This is a genomic window from Chitinophaga filiformis (assembly GCF_023100805.1).
GTDB lineage: Bacteria > Bacteroidota > Bacteroidia > Chitinophagales > Chitinophagaceae > Chitinophaga > Chitinophaga filiformis_B.
Genome location: NZ_CP095855.1, coordinates 6927985 through 6946061, shown reverse-complemented (window position 1 = coordinate 6946061; position 18077 = coordinate 6927985). Strand labels below are relative to the sequence as shown.

The following is an 18077-nucleotide window of genomic DNA, read 5'->3' as shown; positions in this document are numbered from 1 at the left end:
TCACGCTGACATTACAGGCAAACCAAAACACAAATTAAAAAAAACACAAGCTATTATGGCAAAGCAGATATTTTTTAGCACTGACGCCCGCAATAAGATGAAGAAGGGCGTGGACACCCTGGCAGATGCAGTGAAAGTTACCCTGGGTCCTAAAGGTCGTAACGTTGTTATCGAAAAGAAATTTGGCGCACCTAGTTTAACAAAAGACGGTGTGAGTGTTGCTAAAGAAATCGAACTGGAAGATCCTATCGAGAATATGGGTGCGCAGATGGTGAAGGAAGTTGCTTCCAAAACCGCTGACATCGCAGGTGACGGTACAACTACCGCTACTGTGCTGGCACAGGCTATCATCGGTGAAGGACTGAAAAACGTTGCTGCCGGTGCTAACCCAATGGACCTGAAACGTGGTATCGACAAAGCTGTTAAAGCGATCGTTGAAAACCTGGCTAAACAGGCTGAAAAAGTTGGCAGCGACAACAAAAAGATCGAGCAGGTGGCTGCTATCTCCGCTAACAACGACGCAGAGATCGGTAAGCTGATCGCTGAAGCAATGAACAAAGTAACCAAAGATGGTGTGATCACCGTTGAAGAAGCAAAAGGCACCGACACTACTGTAGAAGTAGTAGAAGGTATGCAGTTTGACCGTGGTTACCTGTCTCCATACTTCATCACCAACAGCGAAAAAATGCACGCTGAACTGCAGAACCCTTACATCCTGATCTACGATAAAAAGATCAGCACCCTGAAGGACATCCTGCACATCCTGGAAAAAATCGTTCAGAACGGCCAGCAGCTGCTGATCATCTCTGAAGACCTGGAAGGTGAAGCACTGGCTACCCTGGTAGTGAACAAACTGCGCGGTCAGCTGAAAGTTGCTGCAGTAAAAGCTCCAGGCTTCGGCGACAGAAGAAAAGAAATGCTGCAGGACATCGCAACCCTGACCGGTGGTGTTGTTATCAGCGAAGAACAAGGTTACAAACTGGAAAATGCTGACCTCAGCTACCTGGGTCGTGCAGAATCCGTAACGATCGATAAAGACAACTCTACCATCGTTGGTGGTAAAGGTGAAAAAGACGCTATCCAGGCTCGTATCAACCAGATCAAAGCCCAGATAGAAGTAACTACTTCCGACTACGATCGCGAAAAACTGCAGGAACGTCTTGCTAAACTGAGCGGTGGTGTGGCTGTACTGTACGTAGGTGCTGCTACTGAAGTAGAAATGAAAGAGAAGAAAGACCGTGTTGACGATGCGCTGCACGCTACCCGCGCTGCCGTTGAAGAAGGTATCGTACCTGGTGGTGGTGTTGCTTACATCCGCGCTATCGAAAGCCTGGAAAAACTGAAAGGCGAAAACGAAGACGAGCAGACCGGTATCTCTATCGTTAAACGCGCTATCGAAGAACCACTGCGTCAGATCACTGCTAACGCCGGTATCGAAGGTTCTATCGTAGTACAGAAAGTAAAAGAAGGTAAAGGTGATTTCGGTTTCAATGCCCGTTCTGAGGTATATGAAAACCTGCTGGCAGCTGGCGTTATCGACCCTGCTAAGGTTACCCGTATCGCGCTGGAAAACGCTTCTTCTATCGCAGGTATGTTGCTGACCACCGAGTGTGTGATCGCTGACAAACCTGAGCCTAAATCCGCTGCTCCTGCTCCGCATGGTGGCCACGGTATGGGCATGGACTATTAATATTAATAGTATCCGAAATTATACACGAAAGGGTGTCCGCCGCAAGGAGGACACCCTTTCCTTTTTGTTCCCTTTCCTGTAACTTTAGCCCCGTTTCGCCGTTATAACTGTATGAACGCCTTTTTACGCGCCACTTTTTGTTTTTTATTGCCAGTATCCCTGCTGATGGCCTGCTCGAAGAATGAATATGCTGATGCAGATATCTTCGATGATGTGGAGAGATCGATAGTGCAACAGGATAGCCTTATCCAGGGATATATCAGTGAGCACAATCTCACTATGGAACATGATTTCAGCGGGCTCTATTTCAACATAGAAGACCCGGGCGATTCTGCCCATCCCAACCTGAATGCAGTAGTAACCATCAATTATACCCGCAGCAACCTGAGTGATTCCCTGCTGGACGCCTCCTTCGGAGATACCAACTTCGACGGCCGCGCCCTGAAAGACCATATCGTAGGCTGGCAGATCGGCCTGCAGAAAATAGGCAGGGGAGGTAAGATCTTCATGATCATCCCTTCACGGCTGGCTTTCGGCAATATGGCAGTAGGTAATATCATTCCCGCCAATACCGTCCTGGTGTGCAATGTTGAATTAGTTGATTTTAAATAAATTTCTTCCGTATCTAATTACTGATTATAAAAAACCTGAGCATTTAAATGAAAAAATTAAGCATGAGGAAATTTTTCCTGCTGGGAGCAGTATTGATGATGGCTTTGTTTGCAGCCTGCAGTAAAGACAATCAGACTTATGATCCGGTGCCACAATTCAACAGGGATGTGGACAGTATCAAGGCATACCTGAAAGCAAAGAACCTGGTAGCAGTACAGGATTCCGCATCAGGCATTTTCTACAACATCTCATATATCGGAAATGGTGTAGACACTGTTAAAAGTACCATGAGCCAGATAAAAGCATTGTATAAAGGACAACTGTTGTCAGGTGCTGTATTTGATTCCACCGGCACTACTCCCCGCGACCTGGGAAGAGCTGGTGGCCTGATCTCAGGTTTTCAGTTCGCGCTGACAAAGATCACCAAGGGTGGTAAGATCAGGGTATATCTTCCTTCCTATTATGGGTATGGTCCCGCAGAGAACAAAGGTATCCCTGCCAACTCCGTACTGATCTTTGATATCGAGCTGACCGACGTCACCAATCCATAGTATTGTACGCTGCACTTATACCAACAAAGTCCCGCTCTGACCAGCTCAGGCGGGACTTGTTTTTTAGCGCTTATGTATGGATTTTTGGATATGTGGAATGCCTTAAATTTGCTTAAATTATATGTAGTGGCACACGAATGCATATCGGTATTTGACATTTTTAAGATAGGCGTAGGTCCTTCAAGTTCACACACCCTGGGCCCATGGCGGGCAGCTCTTCAATTCCTGCGGGAGGTACAGACCACCGGACGAAAACTCGATTCCGTTAAACAAGTCAGTGTTCTATTATACGGCTCCCTGGCAAAGACCGGGCACGGCCATGGTACCGACATTGCAGTACAATTGGGACTTTGCGGAGATGACCCGGTAACCTTCGATGTCAACCAGATCAATAGTAAAATGGATGACATCCGCCGTAACAAGACCATGTTGCTGGGAGGTAGCCATGCTATTCCTTTTGATCCCCTGCAGGATATCTCTTTCCTGTATGATGAATCTTTACCTTTTCATCCGAATGCGCTTACTTTCCTGGTCACTTTTGAAGATGGTGAACAGCAGGCGGCTACCTACTATTCTATCGGTGGCGGCTTCGTTGTAAAGGAAGGCGAAAATCAGGGCAGCGCTGCTTCCCAGGTAGACCTGCCATTCCCGATAGACACTGCACGGCAACTGTTACAGTGGTGTATTAAAACAGGGTACTCCATTTCAGAACTGGTCATGGAAAATGAACAGGCCTGGCGCTCCGAAGCAGAAACGAGAGCAGGCGTCATGAATATCTGGCGCGTGATGAAAGAATGCATTTACCGTGGCTGTCATACTGCAGGAGAACTGCCCGGCGGCCTCCGTGTGGCAAGACGTGCCGCTGCGCTGAACAAAAAATTATTAAAGGGAAATACATATACGGATTACGATTCCTGGATCACCGCTATCAGACAGGGTGGTAACCATTTTGCCTATACGCTGGACTGGGTAAGTTGTTTTGCATTGGCAGTGAATGAGGAAAATGCTTCTTTTGGCAGGGTAGTAACTGCCCCTACCAATGGCGCCGCCGGTGTGATACCGGCAGTATTGCAGTACTTTATCACCTTCTGCGATGGCTACCAGGATGAAAAGATCATGCAGTTCATGCTCACCGCTTCCGAGATCGGCAGCATCTTTAAGAAGCGCTCCACCATCTCAGCAGCCATGGGCGGCTGTCAGGCTGAAATAGGCGTGTCTTCTGCAATGGCGGCGGCAGCCCTTACGGAATGCCTGGGCGGCTCCCAACGCCAGGTGCTGATGGCGGCTGAAATAGCCATGGAACATCACCTGGGTCTGACCTGCGATCCTATCGGCGGACTGGTACAGGTGCCCTGCATTGAAAGAAATACCATGGGCGCCATCAAGGCTATTACCGCTTCCCAGCTGGCCCTGCAAAGTAATCCAGAACTGGCAAAGGTTTCCCTGGATGCAGTGGTGAAAACCATGTGGGATACCGCGCTGGATATGAACAGTAAATACAAGGAAACATCAGACGGCGGCCTGGCCGTAAACATACCTATCAGCCTTCCTGAGTGCTGATTTTAATTACGCTGCATGCAAAAAGGAGGATCCTTTGTTATTGCATGCAGCGTTCTCCATTATTTCCGTATATTGTTTGATTATACCTGCAATTGATTATGAAAGCTTTTTCGTGCCTACTGTTTTTAGTACTCCCCTTTACCGCACTGGCACAAACATTCGGTGGCAATCCTCCTTCCCTGAAATGGCGCCAGATCAATAATGATACTGCACGTATCATATTCCCGGAAGGACTGGAAAAACAAGGCCGGCGGGTGGCAGATCTCGTACATTACCTGGACAGATATACCCGGTATTCTATCGGCGACAGGAATAAAAAGGTCAGCATCGTATTGCAGAACCAGACCCTTGAATCCAACGGCTATGTACAATTGGGGCCTTTCCGTTCAGAATTTTATCTTACTCCGCCACCTTCCTCTTCAGATCTCGGATCGCTGAAATGGGAAGACCAGCTGGCGATACATGAATACCGTCACGTATTACAGAACCGCAACTTCAACCAGGGCGTATCCAAAGTGGTATCCGTTGTGCTGGGGGAAATGGGGCTGGCGGCAGCTACCAGTATTGCAGTGCCCAACTGGTTCTGGGAAGGAGACGCCGTGACGATGGAAACAGCTTTAAGCGCACAGGGAAGGGGCAGGCTGCCTGCCTTCTTTGACGGTTTCAGGGCCTTGTCGCTCGAACATAAGGACTACAGCTACATGAAGATCAGGAACGGCTCTTACGTGGACTTCACGCCTAATCATTATCCGCTGGGATACCTTATGTCGGTATACGGCCGTGAACATTATGGCCGCACCTTCTGGAAAGATGTAACCACGGATGCAGTACGTTACCGGGGGGTGTTTTATCCTTTGTCTCAAAGCCTGAAAAGACGTACGGGGCATAATGTGACCGGTTTTTACAGCGCCATGTTGCAGGAGTACCAGCCGCTCTGGAATAACTATGCGACACAGGAAAGCAAGCCCGGTAAGGCATTGCTGGAGGCCCCGCAGACTGTTACCAACTACAAATACATTTATCCCGTGAAGCCGGGTGAATGGATCGTATATAAAGATGCCTACAACAAAATACCTGGTTTTTACCTGCTGGACAGCTCCGGCCATCAGCAACTGGTAACGCGCCCGGGCATGAACTTCGACGACTATTTCAGCTACCGTAACGGTAAACTGGTATGGACGGAAGCCCGCTTCCATCCACGCTGGTCCTGGAAAGATTATTCGATCGTAAAGACCTTTGATATGGCCACCAGTCGTACCAGTACACTGACACATATGACACGTTATTTCTCTCCCGATATCAGTTCAGACGGAAAACGGATCATTGCAGCATTTACGTTGACTTCACAGCAGTACGGCCTGCAACTGCTGGACGGACAGACCGGCTCTGTCATATCAACACTGCCCAATCCGCATAACTGGTATTATACCTATCCTAAATTCTCTGCCGATGAGCAATGGGTGATCAGCAATGTCCGCAACGACCGCGGACAAATGGCCATGATCCGCCAATCGCTGGCCAGCGGTGAAACAGAAGAGCTCACACCCTTCAGCTATATCGTGCTGGGCATTCCAATCATCAGGCAGGATACCGTATACTACACAGCTGCGTATAAGGATGCCGATAATGTGTATGCCGTTACCCTGTCTGACAAAAAGATCTACCAGGTGACAGCGCATCCTAACAGTGTTGTACATGCTACCATTGACAATACTTCACAGCAGGTGGTGTACAGCGCTTTTGGTACGCAGGGATATGCCTTGTATACTACACCGCTGACGCCGGCTGGCTGGCAGCAGATAGATACCAGCAGGAATTACCACAGCAGCTGGCTGAAGCCTGATTTTCAGGAAGGAGGCAACATCCTGGACAAGGTGCCACATGAGCAGCATGATATCCTGAAATATCCAAAAGGAACCCGCCTGTTCAATTTTCACAGCTGGCTGCCCACTTTCGATGACCCCGATTACAGTCTCACCCTGTATGGAGACAATATCCTGAATACGGCGTCTACCGCTATAGGGTATACGTATAACCGTAATGAAGGAAGCTCTGGATTTACAGGCGATTTCATCTATGGAGCCTGGTTCCCCTACCTGCAGGCAGGGGCAAAATATACCTTCAACCGTTCAGATATTTTTTCCAATAAAGGCCGTTTGTACTGGAAGGAGATGGACCTGCACGGAGGATTCACCGTACCGTTGAACCTCTCGTCCGGTCTGTACAGCCGCAGCCTGTCCCTGTCTTCCATGTATCATTACCTGGAAAGATACCCGCAGGGTAATTTCCGCTTCCGTAATCCGGCCATACAATATATAGGTAACACATTGGTATTTAATAACCAGCGTATCAGGGCAAGACAAAATATCTATTCCCATTTTGGACAATATGTGGCTTTGCAGTATAACCGTTCTGTATCGAAAGTATTTGCGGAGCAATTGTTTGCCAGGCTTGACCTGTATCTGCCTGGTCTGTTACCCAATCACAACCTGGTATTTCAGGGCGCCTGGCAGCAGCGGGATACATCCAGGAATTATTCCTTTACAGATAATTTCGCTTATGCCAGGGGGTATCATGAACCCTTCTATGAACATATCTATAAACTGGGCGTGAATTATCATTTCCCGATAGCGTACCCGGACTGGGGTTTTGCGCAGTTACTGTATTTCATGCGGATCCGTGGTAACGTGTTCTACGATTACAGCAGGGCATATAATTTCGTCTCCGGGAAAAATACACAATATACCTCTGCTGGTGGGGAGCTGTTCTTTGATACCAAAATAGGCAATGAGCTCCCTTTCACCTTCGGTCTGCGTTACAGCCATCTCTTCGACAAAGATCCGCTGGATAATGCATCTCAAAGGTTCGCATTCATACTGCCATTGCAGCAGCTTTTTAACTATTAACGAACGTTGAATTTTAGTTTAGGCGCTCTGTACAGCTTATCTCCTGTATAGTTGATGATGATATTATCGAAGTAAAATACCTCATTTCTTTCCAGCATTTCCCTGATACGCTCTACCCAGAGGGAAGGGAGCCTGTCGCCTTTGAAGGAGTCGCCTACAAATTCGGTGTAGAAGCCGGGCTTGCCGGTAGTATCATTCAGGTAAGGTTCCTTTCTTTCATAGGTGAAGTCAAATGATACCACAGGATATTTATTATTCTTTTCATCCCTTACCACCAGCGGGGAATCCAGGAGTTTTGAGATCTCGGGACGGGGAAGAGAATCACTCAGGAAAATGCCCCAGGTGCTTCTGAACCGGAGAGTAGTGGTTTTGGTAGCAGTGGCAGCTGGTTTTTTAGCAGCAGGTGTTTTCGGTTTGGATTTGCCAGTCTGGGCCAGTGCCGGCAGGCTGGTAAACAGTAGGAAGATACCTGATATTAAATAACATTTACGCATAGTAGAATAAGGGATATAAAAAAATCGCCCGGAATAGTTAACGTCCGGGCGATCCTGAAAATTATAATGATTTTAAACTTTCCGTTATGGCTGCTATCCTGGCCTCTGCATCTTCTTTCTTCTTCCGTTCAGCTTCAACCACTTCGGGTTTTGCATTCTGGACGAATTTTTCGTTGCTCAGCTTTTTCTCTACGGAAACCAGGAAGCCCTGCAGGTAGGCAAGGTCTTTCTCCAGATCTTCTTTCTGTACGGTGGTATTCAGAGCTGTTTCTGTTTCCAGGTAGAACTTGTCTTTTTGCACCACCAGGGTAATACAACCGCCAACCGGTTCTTTGGTATAGTTGATGGCTTTTGCGTTCACCTGTTTGCCCAGCATGCTTTCGATCTGTTTGAAAGTAGCTTCCTGCAGTGTATCGATATGCAGGACTATTTCGTCTTTCGGTTTGACCTGGTTTTTATTACGTGCATCGCGGATGCTGGAGATCACTTCTTTTAACAGTTCGCCCTGTGCCAGGATACCAGCGTCAGTAGCTCCGGGAGCGGTGTATTGTCTGATGATCAGGTCATCGCCTTCACCGCGTTCGCGCAGTTGCTGGTAAATCTCTTCTGAAACAAAAGGCATGAAAGGATGCAGTAGCTGCATCAGCTCTTCAAAGAAGTAAACAGTTTTGTTATAGATACCTGCATCACAAGGCTGCTCGAAACCTGGTTTTACCCACTCCAGGTACCAGCTGCAGAAATCATCCCAGATAAGACTGTTACAAACGATATTCAGGGCTTCGCTCAGTTTGAAATCCTTGAAGAGTTCTGCTACCTGTACCTTTACTTCATTCAATCTGCTTTCAAACCATTGTATAGCAAAATGGTCAACAGAGGTATTGGTATTTGTTACGCGGCCCTCCCACATCTTCACGAGTTTCAGGGCGTTCCAGATCTTATTGGTGAAGTTGCGTCCGTTTTCACAGCTGGCGTCGTCAAACAGCAGGTCATTACCGGCAGGAGAGGAGATCATGATACCGAAACGAACGGCATCAGCGCCAAAGCGGTCGATGAGTTCCAGCAGATCGGGTGAGTTCCCCAGCTGCTTACTCATCTTACGGCCTTGTTTATCCCTTACCATCCCGGTAAAGTATACATCACTGAAAGGCTTTACCTTTTTATATTCCATACCTGCCATGATCATACGGGCCACCCAGAAGAAGATGATATCCTGTCCGGTTACCAGTACATTGGTAGGGTAGTAGTAGTTAATTTCTTCATTGTCGGGTTGGGAAATACCGTTGAATACTTCCATCGGCCACAACCAGGAAGAGAACCAGGTATCGAGACAGTCTTCATCCTGGCGGAGCTCGGCAGCGGTATAGCTGAAGCCTTTCGCCTTAAACTGTGCGATAGCGGCATCTACGTTCTGAGCTACTTCGAAAGTACCATCCGGCGCATAGAAGGCCGGGATCTGTTGTCCCCACCAGAGCTGACGCGAAATACACCAGTCTTTTACATTCTCCATCCAGTATTTATAGGTAGCCAGGAAGCGATCGCCGGGATGGATGTCTACATCGCCACTTACCACTGCATCCAGTGCTGGCTTGGCCAGTTCTGCCATCTTCACGAACCACTGGGTACTGATACGGGGCTCTACTACAGTGTCCGGGTTACGTTCGCTGTAACCGAGGCGCGTAGTGTATTCCTGTTCTTTCACCAGCAGGCCTTGTTCCTGCAGGGCGGCTATTACCAGTTTACGGGCTTTGAAGCGGTCTTCGCCAATGAACACACCTGCTGCAGCGCTGAGGGTGCCATCATCATTGAGGGTATCTACTACTTCCAGGTTGTGTTTCAGCCCCAGGTTATAGTCATTGATATCGTGCGCAGGCGTTACTTTGAGGGCGCCTGTACCGAATTCTTTATCTACATAAGTATCAAAGATGATCGGCACTCTGCGGTTCACCAGTGGTACGATGGCAAAATGACCAACGAGGTGTTTATAACGTTCATCATCAGGATTTACGCAAATAGCGGTATCTCCCATGATGGTTTCAGGACGTTGTGTAGCAATGGTGATGCTTTCTCCGGTGAGATGGTCTTCAGAGTCAGTAATAGCATATTGAACATGGTAAAGCTTACCCTGCAGATCTTTATACTGTACTTCTTCATCGCTCAGGGCTGTTTTAGCCTTCGGGTCCCAGTTGATCATACGGGCGCCGCGGTAGATCAGTCCTTTGCTGTACAGGTCAACGAATACTTTTATAACTGCCTGATAGTAATGATCGTCCATTGTGAAGGTCACCCTGTCCCAGTCGCAGGAGCAACCCAGTTTTTTGATCTGGCTGTAGATGATGCCACCATACTTGTCTTTCCACTCAAAAGCATATTTGAGGAACTCTTCACGGGTGAGCTGTGATTTCTCAATACCTTTTTCGGTTTTGAGCATATTCACCACTTTAGCTTCGGTAGCGATGGAAGCATGGTCAGAGCCGGGTACCCAGCAGGTATTATAGCCACTCATACGTGCGCGGCGGATGAGGATATCCTGTACGGTTTCGTTCAGGGTATGGCCCATGTGCAGCACACCAGTCACGTTAGGAGGAGGGATCACAATGGTAAAGGGAGGACGGTTGTCCGGTTTACTACGGAAATAGCCTTTGTCCATCCAGTGCTGGTACCATTTGCCTTCAACAGCAGCCGGCGTATAATTTTTTGAAAGTTCCATGCTTGCGATATGTCATTTATATAAGTGTGCAAAAATAAGAGAATAACCGAATAGAACGATGTCGCTTATGGTTATTCCATCTGTGAAATGACAGCGCAGGTCTTTTCCACCATCTCAGGGGTAATATCCAGGTGGGTTACCATTCTTACCTGTGTTTCCGAGATCGGCGTAACGAGGATCCCTTCTTTTTTCAGGTAATCCGCAAAGAGCCTGGGTGTCCAGGCGTCCTGTACATCGAAGATGAGGATATTGGTTTCCACCGGCAGCATATGACCAACGAAGGTCTTTTGCAGGAGATATTTGGCGAGCTGTTTAGCGTTGTGATGATCCTCTGCCAATCTGGCAATATGATGTTCCATGGCATAAAGTCCGGTAGCTGCCATATAGCCAGCCTGCCGTAAGCCACCGCCTAGTTTTTTCCTTATTCTCCTGGCAGACCTGATGAAGGCAGCGCTTCCCAATAGCACTGAGCCCATGGGACAGCCCATTCCTTTGTTCAGGCACACGGAAATACTATCGAACAGTTCACCATAAGTCTTTGGGTTCTCGCCAGTTGCGACTAGGGCATTGAACAACCTGGCGCCGTCGAGGTGGAGTTTGAGGTCATGGTCGCGGCAAACGTTTTTGATCCTGTTCATTTCTTCGGGATCATAGCAGCAGCCACCCCCGCGGTTAGAGGTGTTTTCAAGGCAAACCAGGCTGGTAGTGGCTTTGTGTACATCATCAGGATTGATGGCAGCGGCCACCTGTGCAGCGGTGATCATGCCGCGGTCGCCTTCGAGGGCTCTTACCTGTGCGCCTGCATTGAAGGCAATACCACCGCCTTCATATATATAGACATGGGCCAGGTCGGAGCAGATCACCTCATCGCCCGGCTGTGTATGTACTTTAATGGCTATCTGGTTGCTCATGGTGCCGGAGGGACAGTACATGGCGGCTTCTTTACCGAAATAGGCTGCCATTATACTTTCCAGTTGGTTTACACTCGGATCTTCCCCGTACACATCATCACCGGTGGAAGCAGCAGACATAGCCCGGAGCATACCGGGGGTGGGCCGGGTGAAAGTATCACTCCTGAAATCAATAATCATCATTGAAGAATTTGCAATGTATTGAACAATAAATTAGTGAAGTTAATAATCTGAAGTTGATTACTTATCAATTGTTAAAATTTAATTAAAGCGTCAAAAATACCTAATAAAGGGCTATTAAATATCGTTTATATGGAGTACTTTGTTATACTAATTACGACGCTTGAAAACGATTTGGCAGTATGGGGTATTAGCACGATCTTTGCAGGCTAATTTGTTAAAACGATAATATTGGAAGAGTGGAATAGGTTGTAAGATAATTATTTAAAATATCTCAACAAAATAAATCTTTTGATGTTATTCAATTTATAAACTAATAAACTTTCAATATGAGGCAACTTAAAATTGCCACCCAGATCACAAACCGTGATTCGCAGGCGGTAGAAAAATACCTGCAGGAGATTTCAAAGATCCCTTTGTTAACACCTGAGGAAGAGACCGTTTTGGCGCAGCGCATTAAGATGGGTGACCAGAAGGCTCTTGAACGTTTAACTACAGGAAACCTTCGTTTCGTAGTATCAGTTGCAAAGCAATATCAGCACCAGGGGCTTAGCCTCAGCGACCTCATTAACGAGGGCAATCTCGGCTTGATCAAGGCTGCGCAAAGATTCGATGAAACGAAAGGGTTCAAATTCATTTCTTATGCTGTTTGGTGGATTCGTCAATCCATACTGCAGGCTTTAGCAGAACAGGGCCGTCTGGTTCGTCTGCCGCAGAATAAAATCGGCACTTACAATAAAGCTAATAAAGCCTACATGGCGTTTGAACAGGAGAATGAAAGAGAGCCATCAACTGAGGAGTTAGCAGAGATCCTGGAAATGTCTGAATCAGAGATCAACAACATTTTCCAAAGCAATACCCGTCACATGTCACTGGATGCTCCGGTACACGAAGCAGAAGATGTGGCTATGGGAGACCTGCTGGAAGGTGGAGATATCACTGACGATGACGTAATGCGCGATTCACTGCGTGAAGAGATCCGTCGTGTACTGAAATCGCTCAGCCCACGTGAAGCGGAAATCGTAAACGCATACTTTGGTCTGGATGGTGAGAACGGAGCTACGATCGAACAGATTGGTCAGAAGTACGATCTTACAAAAGAGAGAATTCGTCAAATCAAGGAACGCGCCATCAAAAGGCTGCAAAAAGCCCGCTACAGCGGAGCATTGAAATCTTACCTGGGTTAATTCGCAGGGATGGCTTCAAACGAAGAGATAGGCAATAACAGTTGCCATTCAAATCATAGATCTATACTATTCTTATAGACGCACCGGCTGTATATTTTATAGCCGGTGTTTTTTATTTTATGGGGAAATGTATTTTTGCATGCCGCATGACCCCGCATATTTCTTTCGTCATGTGTGCATTTGGAGATACGGGAATTCATAAACGATCATTATAACATTACATAGTAAGCATGGAAACTAACCAACAGGAACATGTACATTTATTGATTATAGGTTCCGGACCGGCAGGTTATACTGCCGCTATATATGCCGCCAGGGCGAATCTTAAGCCTGTTCTGTACCAGGGTATTCAGCCGGGAGGGCAGCTAACCATCACAACAGAAGTAGAAAACTATCCGGGCTATCCCGAAGGGATCCAGGGACCGGAAATGATGGTGGATTTCGAAAAACAGGCAACACGCATGGGAGCGGACATCCGTTTCGGCCTGGCAACTTCCGTGGATTTCAGCAGCAAACCATATAAAGTAACGATCGACGAATCGAAAGTAATGACCGCAGATGCTGTGATCATTGCCACAGGCGCTTCCGCCAAATGGCTGGGAATGCCTTCCGAACAACGTCTGAACGGGAGCGGCGTTTCTGCCTGCGCCGTTTGCGACGGATTCTTCTTCCGTGGTAAGGAAGTAGCCATCGTGGGGGCGGGCGATACTGCCGCTGAAGAGGCGCTCTACCTGTCCAAAATGTGCAGCAATGTACATATGATCGTACGTCGCCACGAAATGCGCGCTTCCAAAGTAATGCAGGACCGCGTACTGAAGACTTCCAATATCATCGTGTACTGGAATACAGAAACACAGGAGGTACTGGGAGAAAATAAAGTAGAAGGCGTAAGACTGCTGAACACTGCCAAACAGGAGGAAACAACCGTGCCTGTCAGCGCGTTCTTCGTAGCTATCGGTCACCAGCCCAATTCTGGTATCTTCAAAGACTACATCGATCTGGACGAGCAGGGATATATCAAAACCGTACCCGGTACTTCCCGTACGAACCTGGAAGGCGTATTTGCCTGCGGCGACGTACAGGATAAGATCTACCGCCAGGCAGTAACCGCTGCGGGCAGCGGATGTATGGCTGCGCTGGACGCGGAAAGATATTTATCTGCATTGGAACACCAGTAATTCAAATAATTAATAAAGGATCAGGAATGAAAGGCCGTATCTTCCCGGCATTCATTCCTGATTTTAATTTTAACCTGTATGCTCACCATTGGCGTAGAACAAGCTCATTTTCATGCCTTCCACGGTTTATACCCGGAAGAACGTATTCTTGGCAATGATTTTATTGTAGATCTGTATGTGACAATACCCGGTACCCACCATATTGACAGTATTTCAGAAACGGTTAACTATCAGGGACTTTATAATATCGTGAAGAAGATCATGGCCATTCCGCAGCCATTGCTTGAACAGGTGGTGTATGATATGAGCGACGCCATTAAGAACAAATATCCCGAAATCCAGCAATCTGTTGTCACCCTGCGTAAAATGAACCCACCCATGGGCGCTTCCATCCGCAATTCGGTGGTGACGCTGGAAAAGAAGTACTAAAATGACGCCCGCACGCTTTTTGCAGATTAACGGATTTCCGCTATAAATTATCTGTCAGTAAAGCTTTAAATTTAGTTATTTTAATATGTGTAAATTTCCGCCCTATGTTTATTAAGGTATTTGCATCTGCCGCTTTATTCCTTGTATCTGCTGCATCTTTCGCCCAGACTGCCGATGAAATGGCAGAGCAGGCCAGGCAGCTGGAAAAACAGATGAAAGACGCTGCCGCTCTTTCTTTATATAAAGACGCACTGAAAGTGCAGCCAGATAATGTTGCCGCCCTGACAGGCGCCAGCGAGGTGTCATCCCGTGAAGGGGCGCGGGCAGGCGACAAGGAAGAAAAGAGCCGGATCTTTGCCGAGGCGAAAAGTTATGCGGAACAGGCGCTGAAAGTGGCGCCGGAAAATGCAGATGCCAACTATGTTATGGCCGTAGCTATCAGCCGCATCGCCCTGAGCGCAGGAGCAAAAGAAAAAGTGGCCGCTTCAAAGGAAGTGAAAAGATATGCGGAACTGGCTATCAAGTTCAACCCCAAATATGCAAAGGCTTATTATGTACTGGGCAAGTGGAATTATGATGTGGCCAATATGAACACCCTGGAGAAAGCCGCTGCCAAAATGCTGTTCGGCGGTATGCCCGAAGCAACACTACAGGAGGCCATCGTCAATTTCGAGAAATGCCGTAAGATGGATCCTTCGTTCCTGCCTGACTATCCCGAACTGGCCAAAGCCTATAAGGAGAACGACGAACTGGAAAAGTGTATTGAAGTGCTGCGTAAAGCGGTCACATTACGCCCTATCTACCAGGACGATCTCAATATTAAATCAGCTTGTAAAAAGATGCTCGAAGATCTGGAATAGTTCATCAGATCGATTTCGCTTTCCATCTCCCGCTTTTCAGATACCAGGCACTCATGCTTAAAATGATGGTCCAGTAAATGAAATCTGCCAGCCATGCAATATGCAGGGGGCTGCGCCAGCGTTCTACCACAATACTGCAATACAGCAGGTACCCGATCACCGCGGCTAATTCTATCCCGAGGTTGATCCGCGTATTGCCGGTGCCGGTCACGCCACTCAGCGCTACGCCGGAAATGGCCATGAGCAGGGTGCTGAGTGTAATGATCCTGACAGAAGGAATGGCCTCGCGTATCAGCGCCATGTCTGTCGTATAGATCTGCAGGATAGTGGTTGGAAAAAGGTTCACCAGTATACACACAACGAAAGCACATAAGAGGCTGATGCCGGCAATCTTGCGGATAGCCCTGAACACCTGTTCCTCTTTCCCCTGACCGATCACATTACTCACCATCGTGTTGCAGGTGGCGCTCAACGCCCAGGTGAACACGCCGAAAAATCCGAAGATGCTTCTCAGCATATTCGAAATAGCCAGGGGCCTTTCTCCCAGGTGCTCGATAAAAATAAAGAACACAAACCAGCTGCCGATGCTGAACAGGAACTGTACAATCAGTGGAGCGGAGATAGACAATATGCTGCGAAAGATCTGCCAGGAGGGTTTCAACTGGTCAAACAGGTAGAAACGTTTATGAAATCCTCTGCCGAAAAGAATACTATAAGCCACCAGCATGCCCGTGCCTTCTGCAATAAGGGAAGCAAAAGCGGCTCCGTTCAGGCCAAGGGCAGGAAGACCCAGTTTCCCGAATATCAGTACATAATCAAAAAAGATATTCACCATTTCCTGGCAAAGCGAGGTGACCGCCAATACTTTAGAGTTGCCGCTGCCAATGTAAAAGGCATTGGCCATACTCAGCATCATCAGAAAAGGCAGTCCCCATATCCGGATGCGGATGAATGACAGGGCTGCTTCGTAGATCTGCTGGTTATGCAGGCTGTTGGCAAAGAACCAGGGCGCCAGGAATAAGGTAAGGGCTATCACAAGAAAAGAAGAGAGCAGGCCAAGTTCCAGCCCGTTGGAGAACAACTGCCCGATACCCCTGGTATTCAATTGTCCCGCACGGCGGGCTATCAGCACCTGCAGACCGTTATTAAGGCCATAGGCCACCATGTACATCACCAGGTAATAGATGCCGGCAATGCCATTGGCAGCCAGCTCGAACTCTCCCAGGCGTCCCAGGAAAGCGGTATTTGTCATGTGATTGATCTGTGGAATAATGAGTGCCAGGCATATAGGAGCGGCTATTTTTATGATCTGCCGGGTAGTTACTTCAAATTGCATAGGAGCAAAAGTCACGTTTTTTGGTTATTATTGTGCCATATCTAATGTATTACTAATGTCTGTGACGTACAATATTCATCCTGCCTTTGCAGCTGATGATACTTCTCTGCTTGAAACTGACCTTACCTCCTGCCAACTGCTGGTGCTTATTGGAAAGGGAACGTTCAGTTATGTGGTATATAATCCGGCCATTAAAAAGTTCCTGGCCCTGAAGTCTTACCACTTCCTGCCGCAGAAGACTGCCACAGCAGACCTGCAGATGATCGAACAGATATTCGATGCCGACAAGTTGTTATTTACCAACTTTAACCTGGTGCAGCTGGCTTTCGACGGGGTGAACAATACGCTGGTGCCGGAACAGCATTACAATCCGGCGCTGAAGAAAGATTACCTGCATGTCATCTATCCTGAACAAACACAGGAACTGGTGCTGGCAGACGTGCTGACAGACCAGCAGCTTGTCAACATTTACGCCGTTGACAAAGATGTAATGGGCTACCTGAGAAAAGAGTTTTCAACCGATAAAGTGATCCATGCCAATACGGGGCTACTGAAGTCCTACCGTTTTGATAATGATTTCCTGGAGCTGAACGGGGTGGCTTATGTCGATATCCAGCAGCATAAATTTTCGCTGACCATTTTCCGTTTCGGCAAACTGCTGATACAACAGGACGTCACCAGCCAGACCGGCCTGGACGTTGTATATCACCTGGTGAACATCCTGCGTCAGACCGGCCTGGATGAGCAGCTGGTGAAAGTGAAAGTGGGAGGGGCGGTAACTTCCGATTCCCAGATCCACGAAGAATTGCGCCGCTTCATTCCGAAACTGGAATGGATGCCGCGACTGCCGGGTTTTGGATATATTCCCAAGATGGAAGAGATTCCCGGCTATTATTTTAATAACCTTTATGCAATGGCATTATGCGTATAATCGGGGGAGAAAAGGGAGGATTGCGGTTCCAGCCGCCGGCAAATATGCCGCACACCCGGCCCACTACCGATATTGCCAAAGGTGGGCTGTTTAATATTCTCGAAAATAACCTGGATTTTCCGACGCTGAAGACCCTGGATATTTTCGGAGGAACGGGCAGCATCAGTTACGAACTGTCATCAAGAGGCGTCACCGATCTGACCATCGTGGAGAAAGATCCGGAGATGGCCGATTATATTAAGAAGACCGCTAAAATACTTGAAGTGCCGTTAAAGCTGCAGCGTATGGATGTATTCAAATACCTGGAGCAGTGCACCGAAAAGTTCAACTTTATATTTGCAGGACCTCCATATGCCCTGACTACGATAGACCAGTTGCCGCTCATCATTTTTGAAAAGCAGCTGCTGGAGCCCGAGGGCTGGTTTGTGCTGGAACATACTCCCCGCAATAACTATAAGAATTACTCTTACTACCGTACAGAGCGTAACTATGGTACCACCATCTTTTCGATCTTTATAAACAGAGAGGAGCTGAAAAAATAAACT

15 protein-coding genes are annotated in these 18077 nt (G+C 47.7%); 11 read left to right on the top strand and 4 right to left on the bottom strand.

Annotated features, from left to right (window positions below; translation table 11 throughout):
* Positions 1-55: 55 nt before the first annotated feature.
* The 5 genes from groL to MYF79_RS27030 all read left to right on the top strand — a co-directional run bounded on the left by groL (position 56) and on the right by MYF79_RS27030 (position 7319).
* Complete coding sequence (groL, locus tag MYF79_RS27050; RefSeq protein WP_199652543.1) at positions 56-1690, top strand: chaperonin GroEL; 1635 nt, start codon at positions 56-58, stop codon at positions 1688-1690.
* Between the two features lie 111 nt (positions 1691-1801).
* Positions 1802-2302: an FKBP-type peptidyl-prolyl cis-trans isomerase gene (locus MYF79_RS27045; RefSeq protein WP_247811001.1), complete on the top strand. Its 501-nt coding sequence runs from the start codon at positions 1802-1804 to the stop codon at positions 2300-2302.
* 62 nt (positions 2303-2364) lie between these two features.
* Positions 2365-2853 (top strand): FKBP-type peptidyl-prolyl cis-trans isomerase, encoded by a 489-nt coding sequence (locus MYF79_RS27040; RefSeq protein WP_247811000.1) that lies wholly within the window; start codon positions 2365-2367, stop codon positions 2851-2853.
* A 126-nt stretch (positions 2854-2979) separates the two neighbouring features.
* Positions 2980-4413: an L-serine ammonia-lyase gene (locus MYF79_RS27035; RefSeq protein WP_247810999.1), complete on the top strand. Its 1434-nt coding sequence runs from the start codon at positions 2980-2982 to the stop codon at positions 4411-4413.
* 98 nt (positions 4414-4511) lie between these two features.
* Positions 4512-7319, top strand: a complete 2808-nt coding sequence (locus MYF79_RS27030) for a hypothetical protein (protein WP_247810998.1) — start codon at positions 4512-4514, stop codon at positions 7317-7319.
* Here the strand turns inward: MYF79_RS27030 and MYF79_RS27025 are convergent.
* The 3 genes from MYF79_RS27025 to MYF79_RS27015 form a co-directional block, all read right to left on the bottom strand.
* Positions 7316-7813 (bottom strand): hypothetical protein, encoded by a 498-nt coding sequence (locus MYF79_RS27025; protein WP_247810997.1) that lies wholly within the window; start codon positions 7811-7813, stop codon positions 7316-7318. The genes MYF79_RS27030 and MYF79_RS27025 overlap by 4 nt on opposite strands.
* A 61-nt stretch (positions 7814-7874) precedes the next feature.
* On the bottom strand, positions 7875-10520 hold the full coding sequence (locus MYF79_RS27020) for a valine--tRNA ligase (protein ID WP_247810996.1): 2646 nt from the start codon (positions 10518-10520) through the stop codon (positions 7875-7877).
* Between the two features lie 71 nt (positions 10521-10591).
* Positions 10592-11614: a threonine aldolase family protein gene (locus MYF79_RS27015; RefSeq protein ID WP_199652536.1), complete on the bottom strand. Its 1023-nt coding sequence runs from the start codon at positions 11612-11614 to the stop codon at positions 10592-10594.
* 326 nt (positions 11615-11940) lie between these two features.
* On the opposite strand from MYF79_RS27015, the gene MYF79_RS27010 reads away from it, so the two are divergent.
* The 4 genes from MYF79_RS27010 to MYF79_RS26995 all read left to right on the top strand — a co-directional run bounded on the left by MYF79_RS27010 (position 11941) and on the right by MYF79_RS26995 (position 15265).
* Entirely contained in the window at positions 11941-12798 is an 858-nt protein-coding gene (locus MYF79_RS27010; protein ID WP_012793808.1) for an RNA polymerase sigma factor RpoD/SigA, read from the top strand.
* A gap of 230 nt (positions 12799-13028) precedes the next feature.
* Positions 13029-13976, top strand: coding sequence for a thioredoxin-disulfide reductase (gene trxB / locus MYF79_RS27005; RefSeq protein ID WP_247810995.1), 948 nt, complete (start codon positions 13029-13031; stop codon positions 13974-13976).
* 78 nt (positions 13977-14054) lie between these two features.
* On the top strand, positions 14055-14405 hold the full coding sequence (locus MYF79_RS27000) for a dihydroneopterin aldolase (protein WP_247810994.1): 351 nt from the start codon (positions 14055-14057) through the stop codon (positions 14403-14405).
* 104 nt (positions 14406-14509) lie between these two features.
* Positions 14510-15265 (top strand): hypothetical protein, encoded by a 756-nt coding sequence (locus tag MYF79_RS26995; RefSeq protein WP_247810993.1) that lies wholly within the window; start codon positions 14510-14512, stop codon positions 15263-15265.
* Between the two features lie 4 nt (positions 15266-15269).
* Here the strand turns inward: MYF79_RS26995 and MYF79_RS26990 are convergent, their stop codons facing one another.
* Entirely contained in the window at positions 15270-16601 is a 1332-nt protein-coding gene (locus MYF79_RS26990; RefSeq protein ID WP_247810992.1) for an MATE family efflux transporter, read from the bottom strand.
* Positions 16602-16656: 55 nt separating this feature from the next.
* On the opposite strand from MYF79_RS26990, the gene MYF79_RS26985 reads away from it, so the two are divergent.
* Entirely contained in the window at positions 16657-17532 is an 876-nt protein-coding gene (locus tag MYF79_RS26985; RefSeq protein WP_199652531.1) for a DUF3822 family protein, read from the top strand.
* Positions 17523-18074, top strand: a complete 552-nt coding sequence (locus MYF79_RS26980; RefSeq protein WP_199652530.1) for an RsmD family RNA methyltransferase — start codon at positions 17523-17525, stop codon at positions 18072-18074. Before MYF79_RS26985 ends, MYF79_RS26980 begins: the two co-directional genes overlap by 10 nt.
* The last annotated feature ends 3 nt before the right edge of the window (positions 18075-18077 follow it).

Excerpts from the sequence above, each read along its gene's own strand:
- groL (WP_199652543.1), top strand. The coding sequence starts at position 56 with ATGGCAAAGCAGATATTTTTTAGCACTGACGCCCGCAATAAGATGAAG.
- MYF79_RS27045 (WP_247811001.1), top strand. The coding sequence starts at position 1,802 with ATGAACGCCTTTTTACGCGCCACTTTTTGTTTTTTATTGCCAGTATCC.
- MYF79_RS27040 (WP_247811000.1), top strand. The coding sequence starts at position 2,365 with ATGAGGAAATTTTTCCTGCTGGGAGCAGTATTGATGATGGCTTTGTTT.
- MYF79_RS27030 (WP_247810998.1), top strand. The coding sequence starts at position 4,512 with ATGAAAGCTTTTTCGTGCCTACTGTTTTTAGTACTCCCCTTTACCGCA.
- MYF79_RS27025 (WP_247810997.1), bottom strand. The coding sequence starts at position 7,813 with ATGCGTAAATGTTATTTAATATCAGGTATCTTCCTACTGTTTACCAGC.
- MYF79_RS27020 (WP_247810996.1), bottom strand. The coding sequence starts at position 10,520 with ATGGAACTTTCAAAAAATTATACGCCGGCTGCTGTTGAAGGCAAATGG.
- MYF79_RS27015 (WP_199652536.1), bottom strand. The coding sequence starts at position 11,614 with ATGATGATTATTGATTTCAGGAGTGATACTTTCACCCGGCCCACCCCC.
- MYF79_RS27010 (WP_012793808.1), top strand. The coding sequence starts at position 11,941 with ATGAGGCAACTTAAAATTGCCACCCAGATCACAAACCGTGATTCGCAG.
- trxB (WP_247810995.1), top strand. The coding sequence starts at position 13,029 with ATGGAAACTAACCAACAGGAACATGTACATTTATTGATTATAGGTTCC.
- MYF79_RS27000 (WP_247810994.1), top strand. The coding sequence starts at position 14,055 with ATGCTCACCATTGGCGTAGAACAAGCTCATTTTCATGCCTTCCACGGT.
- MYF79_RS26995 (WP_247810993.1), top strand. The coding sequence starts at position 14,510 with ATGTTTATTAAGGTATTTGCATCTGCCGCTTTATTCCTTGTATCTGCT.
- MYF79_RS26990 (WP_247810992.1), bottom strand. The coding sequence starts at position 16,601 with ATGCAATTTGAAGTAACTACCCGGCAGATCATAAAAATAGCCGCTCCT.
- MYF79_RS26985 (WP_199652531.1), top strand. The coding sequence starts at position 16,657 with ATGTCTGTGACGTACAATATTCATCCTGCCTTTGCAGCTGATGATACT.
- MYF79_RS26980 (WP_199652530.1), top strand. The coding sequence starts at position 17,523 with ATGCGTATAATCGGGGGAGAAAAGGGAGGATTGCGGTTCCAGCCGCCG.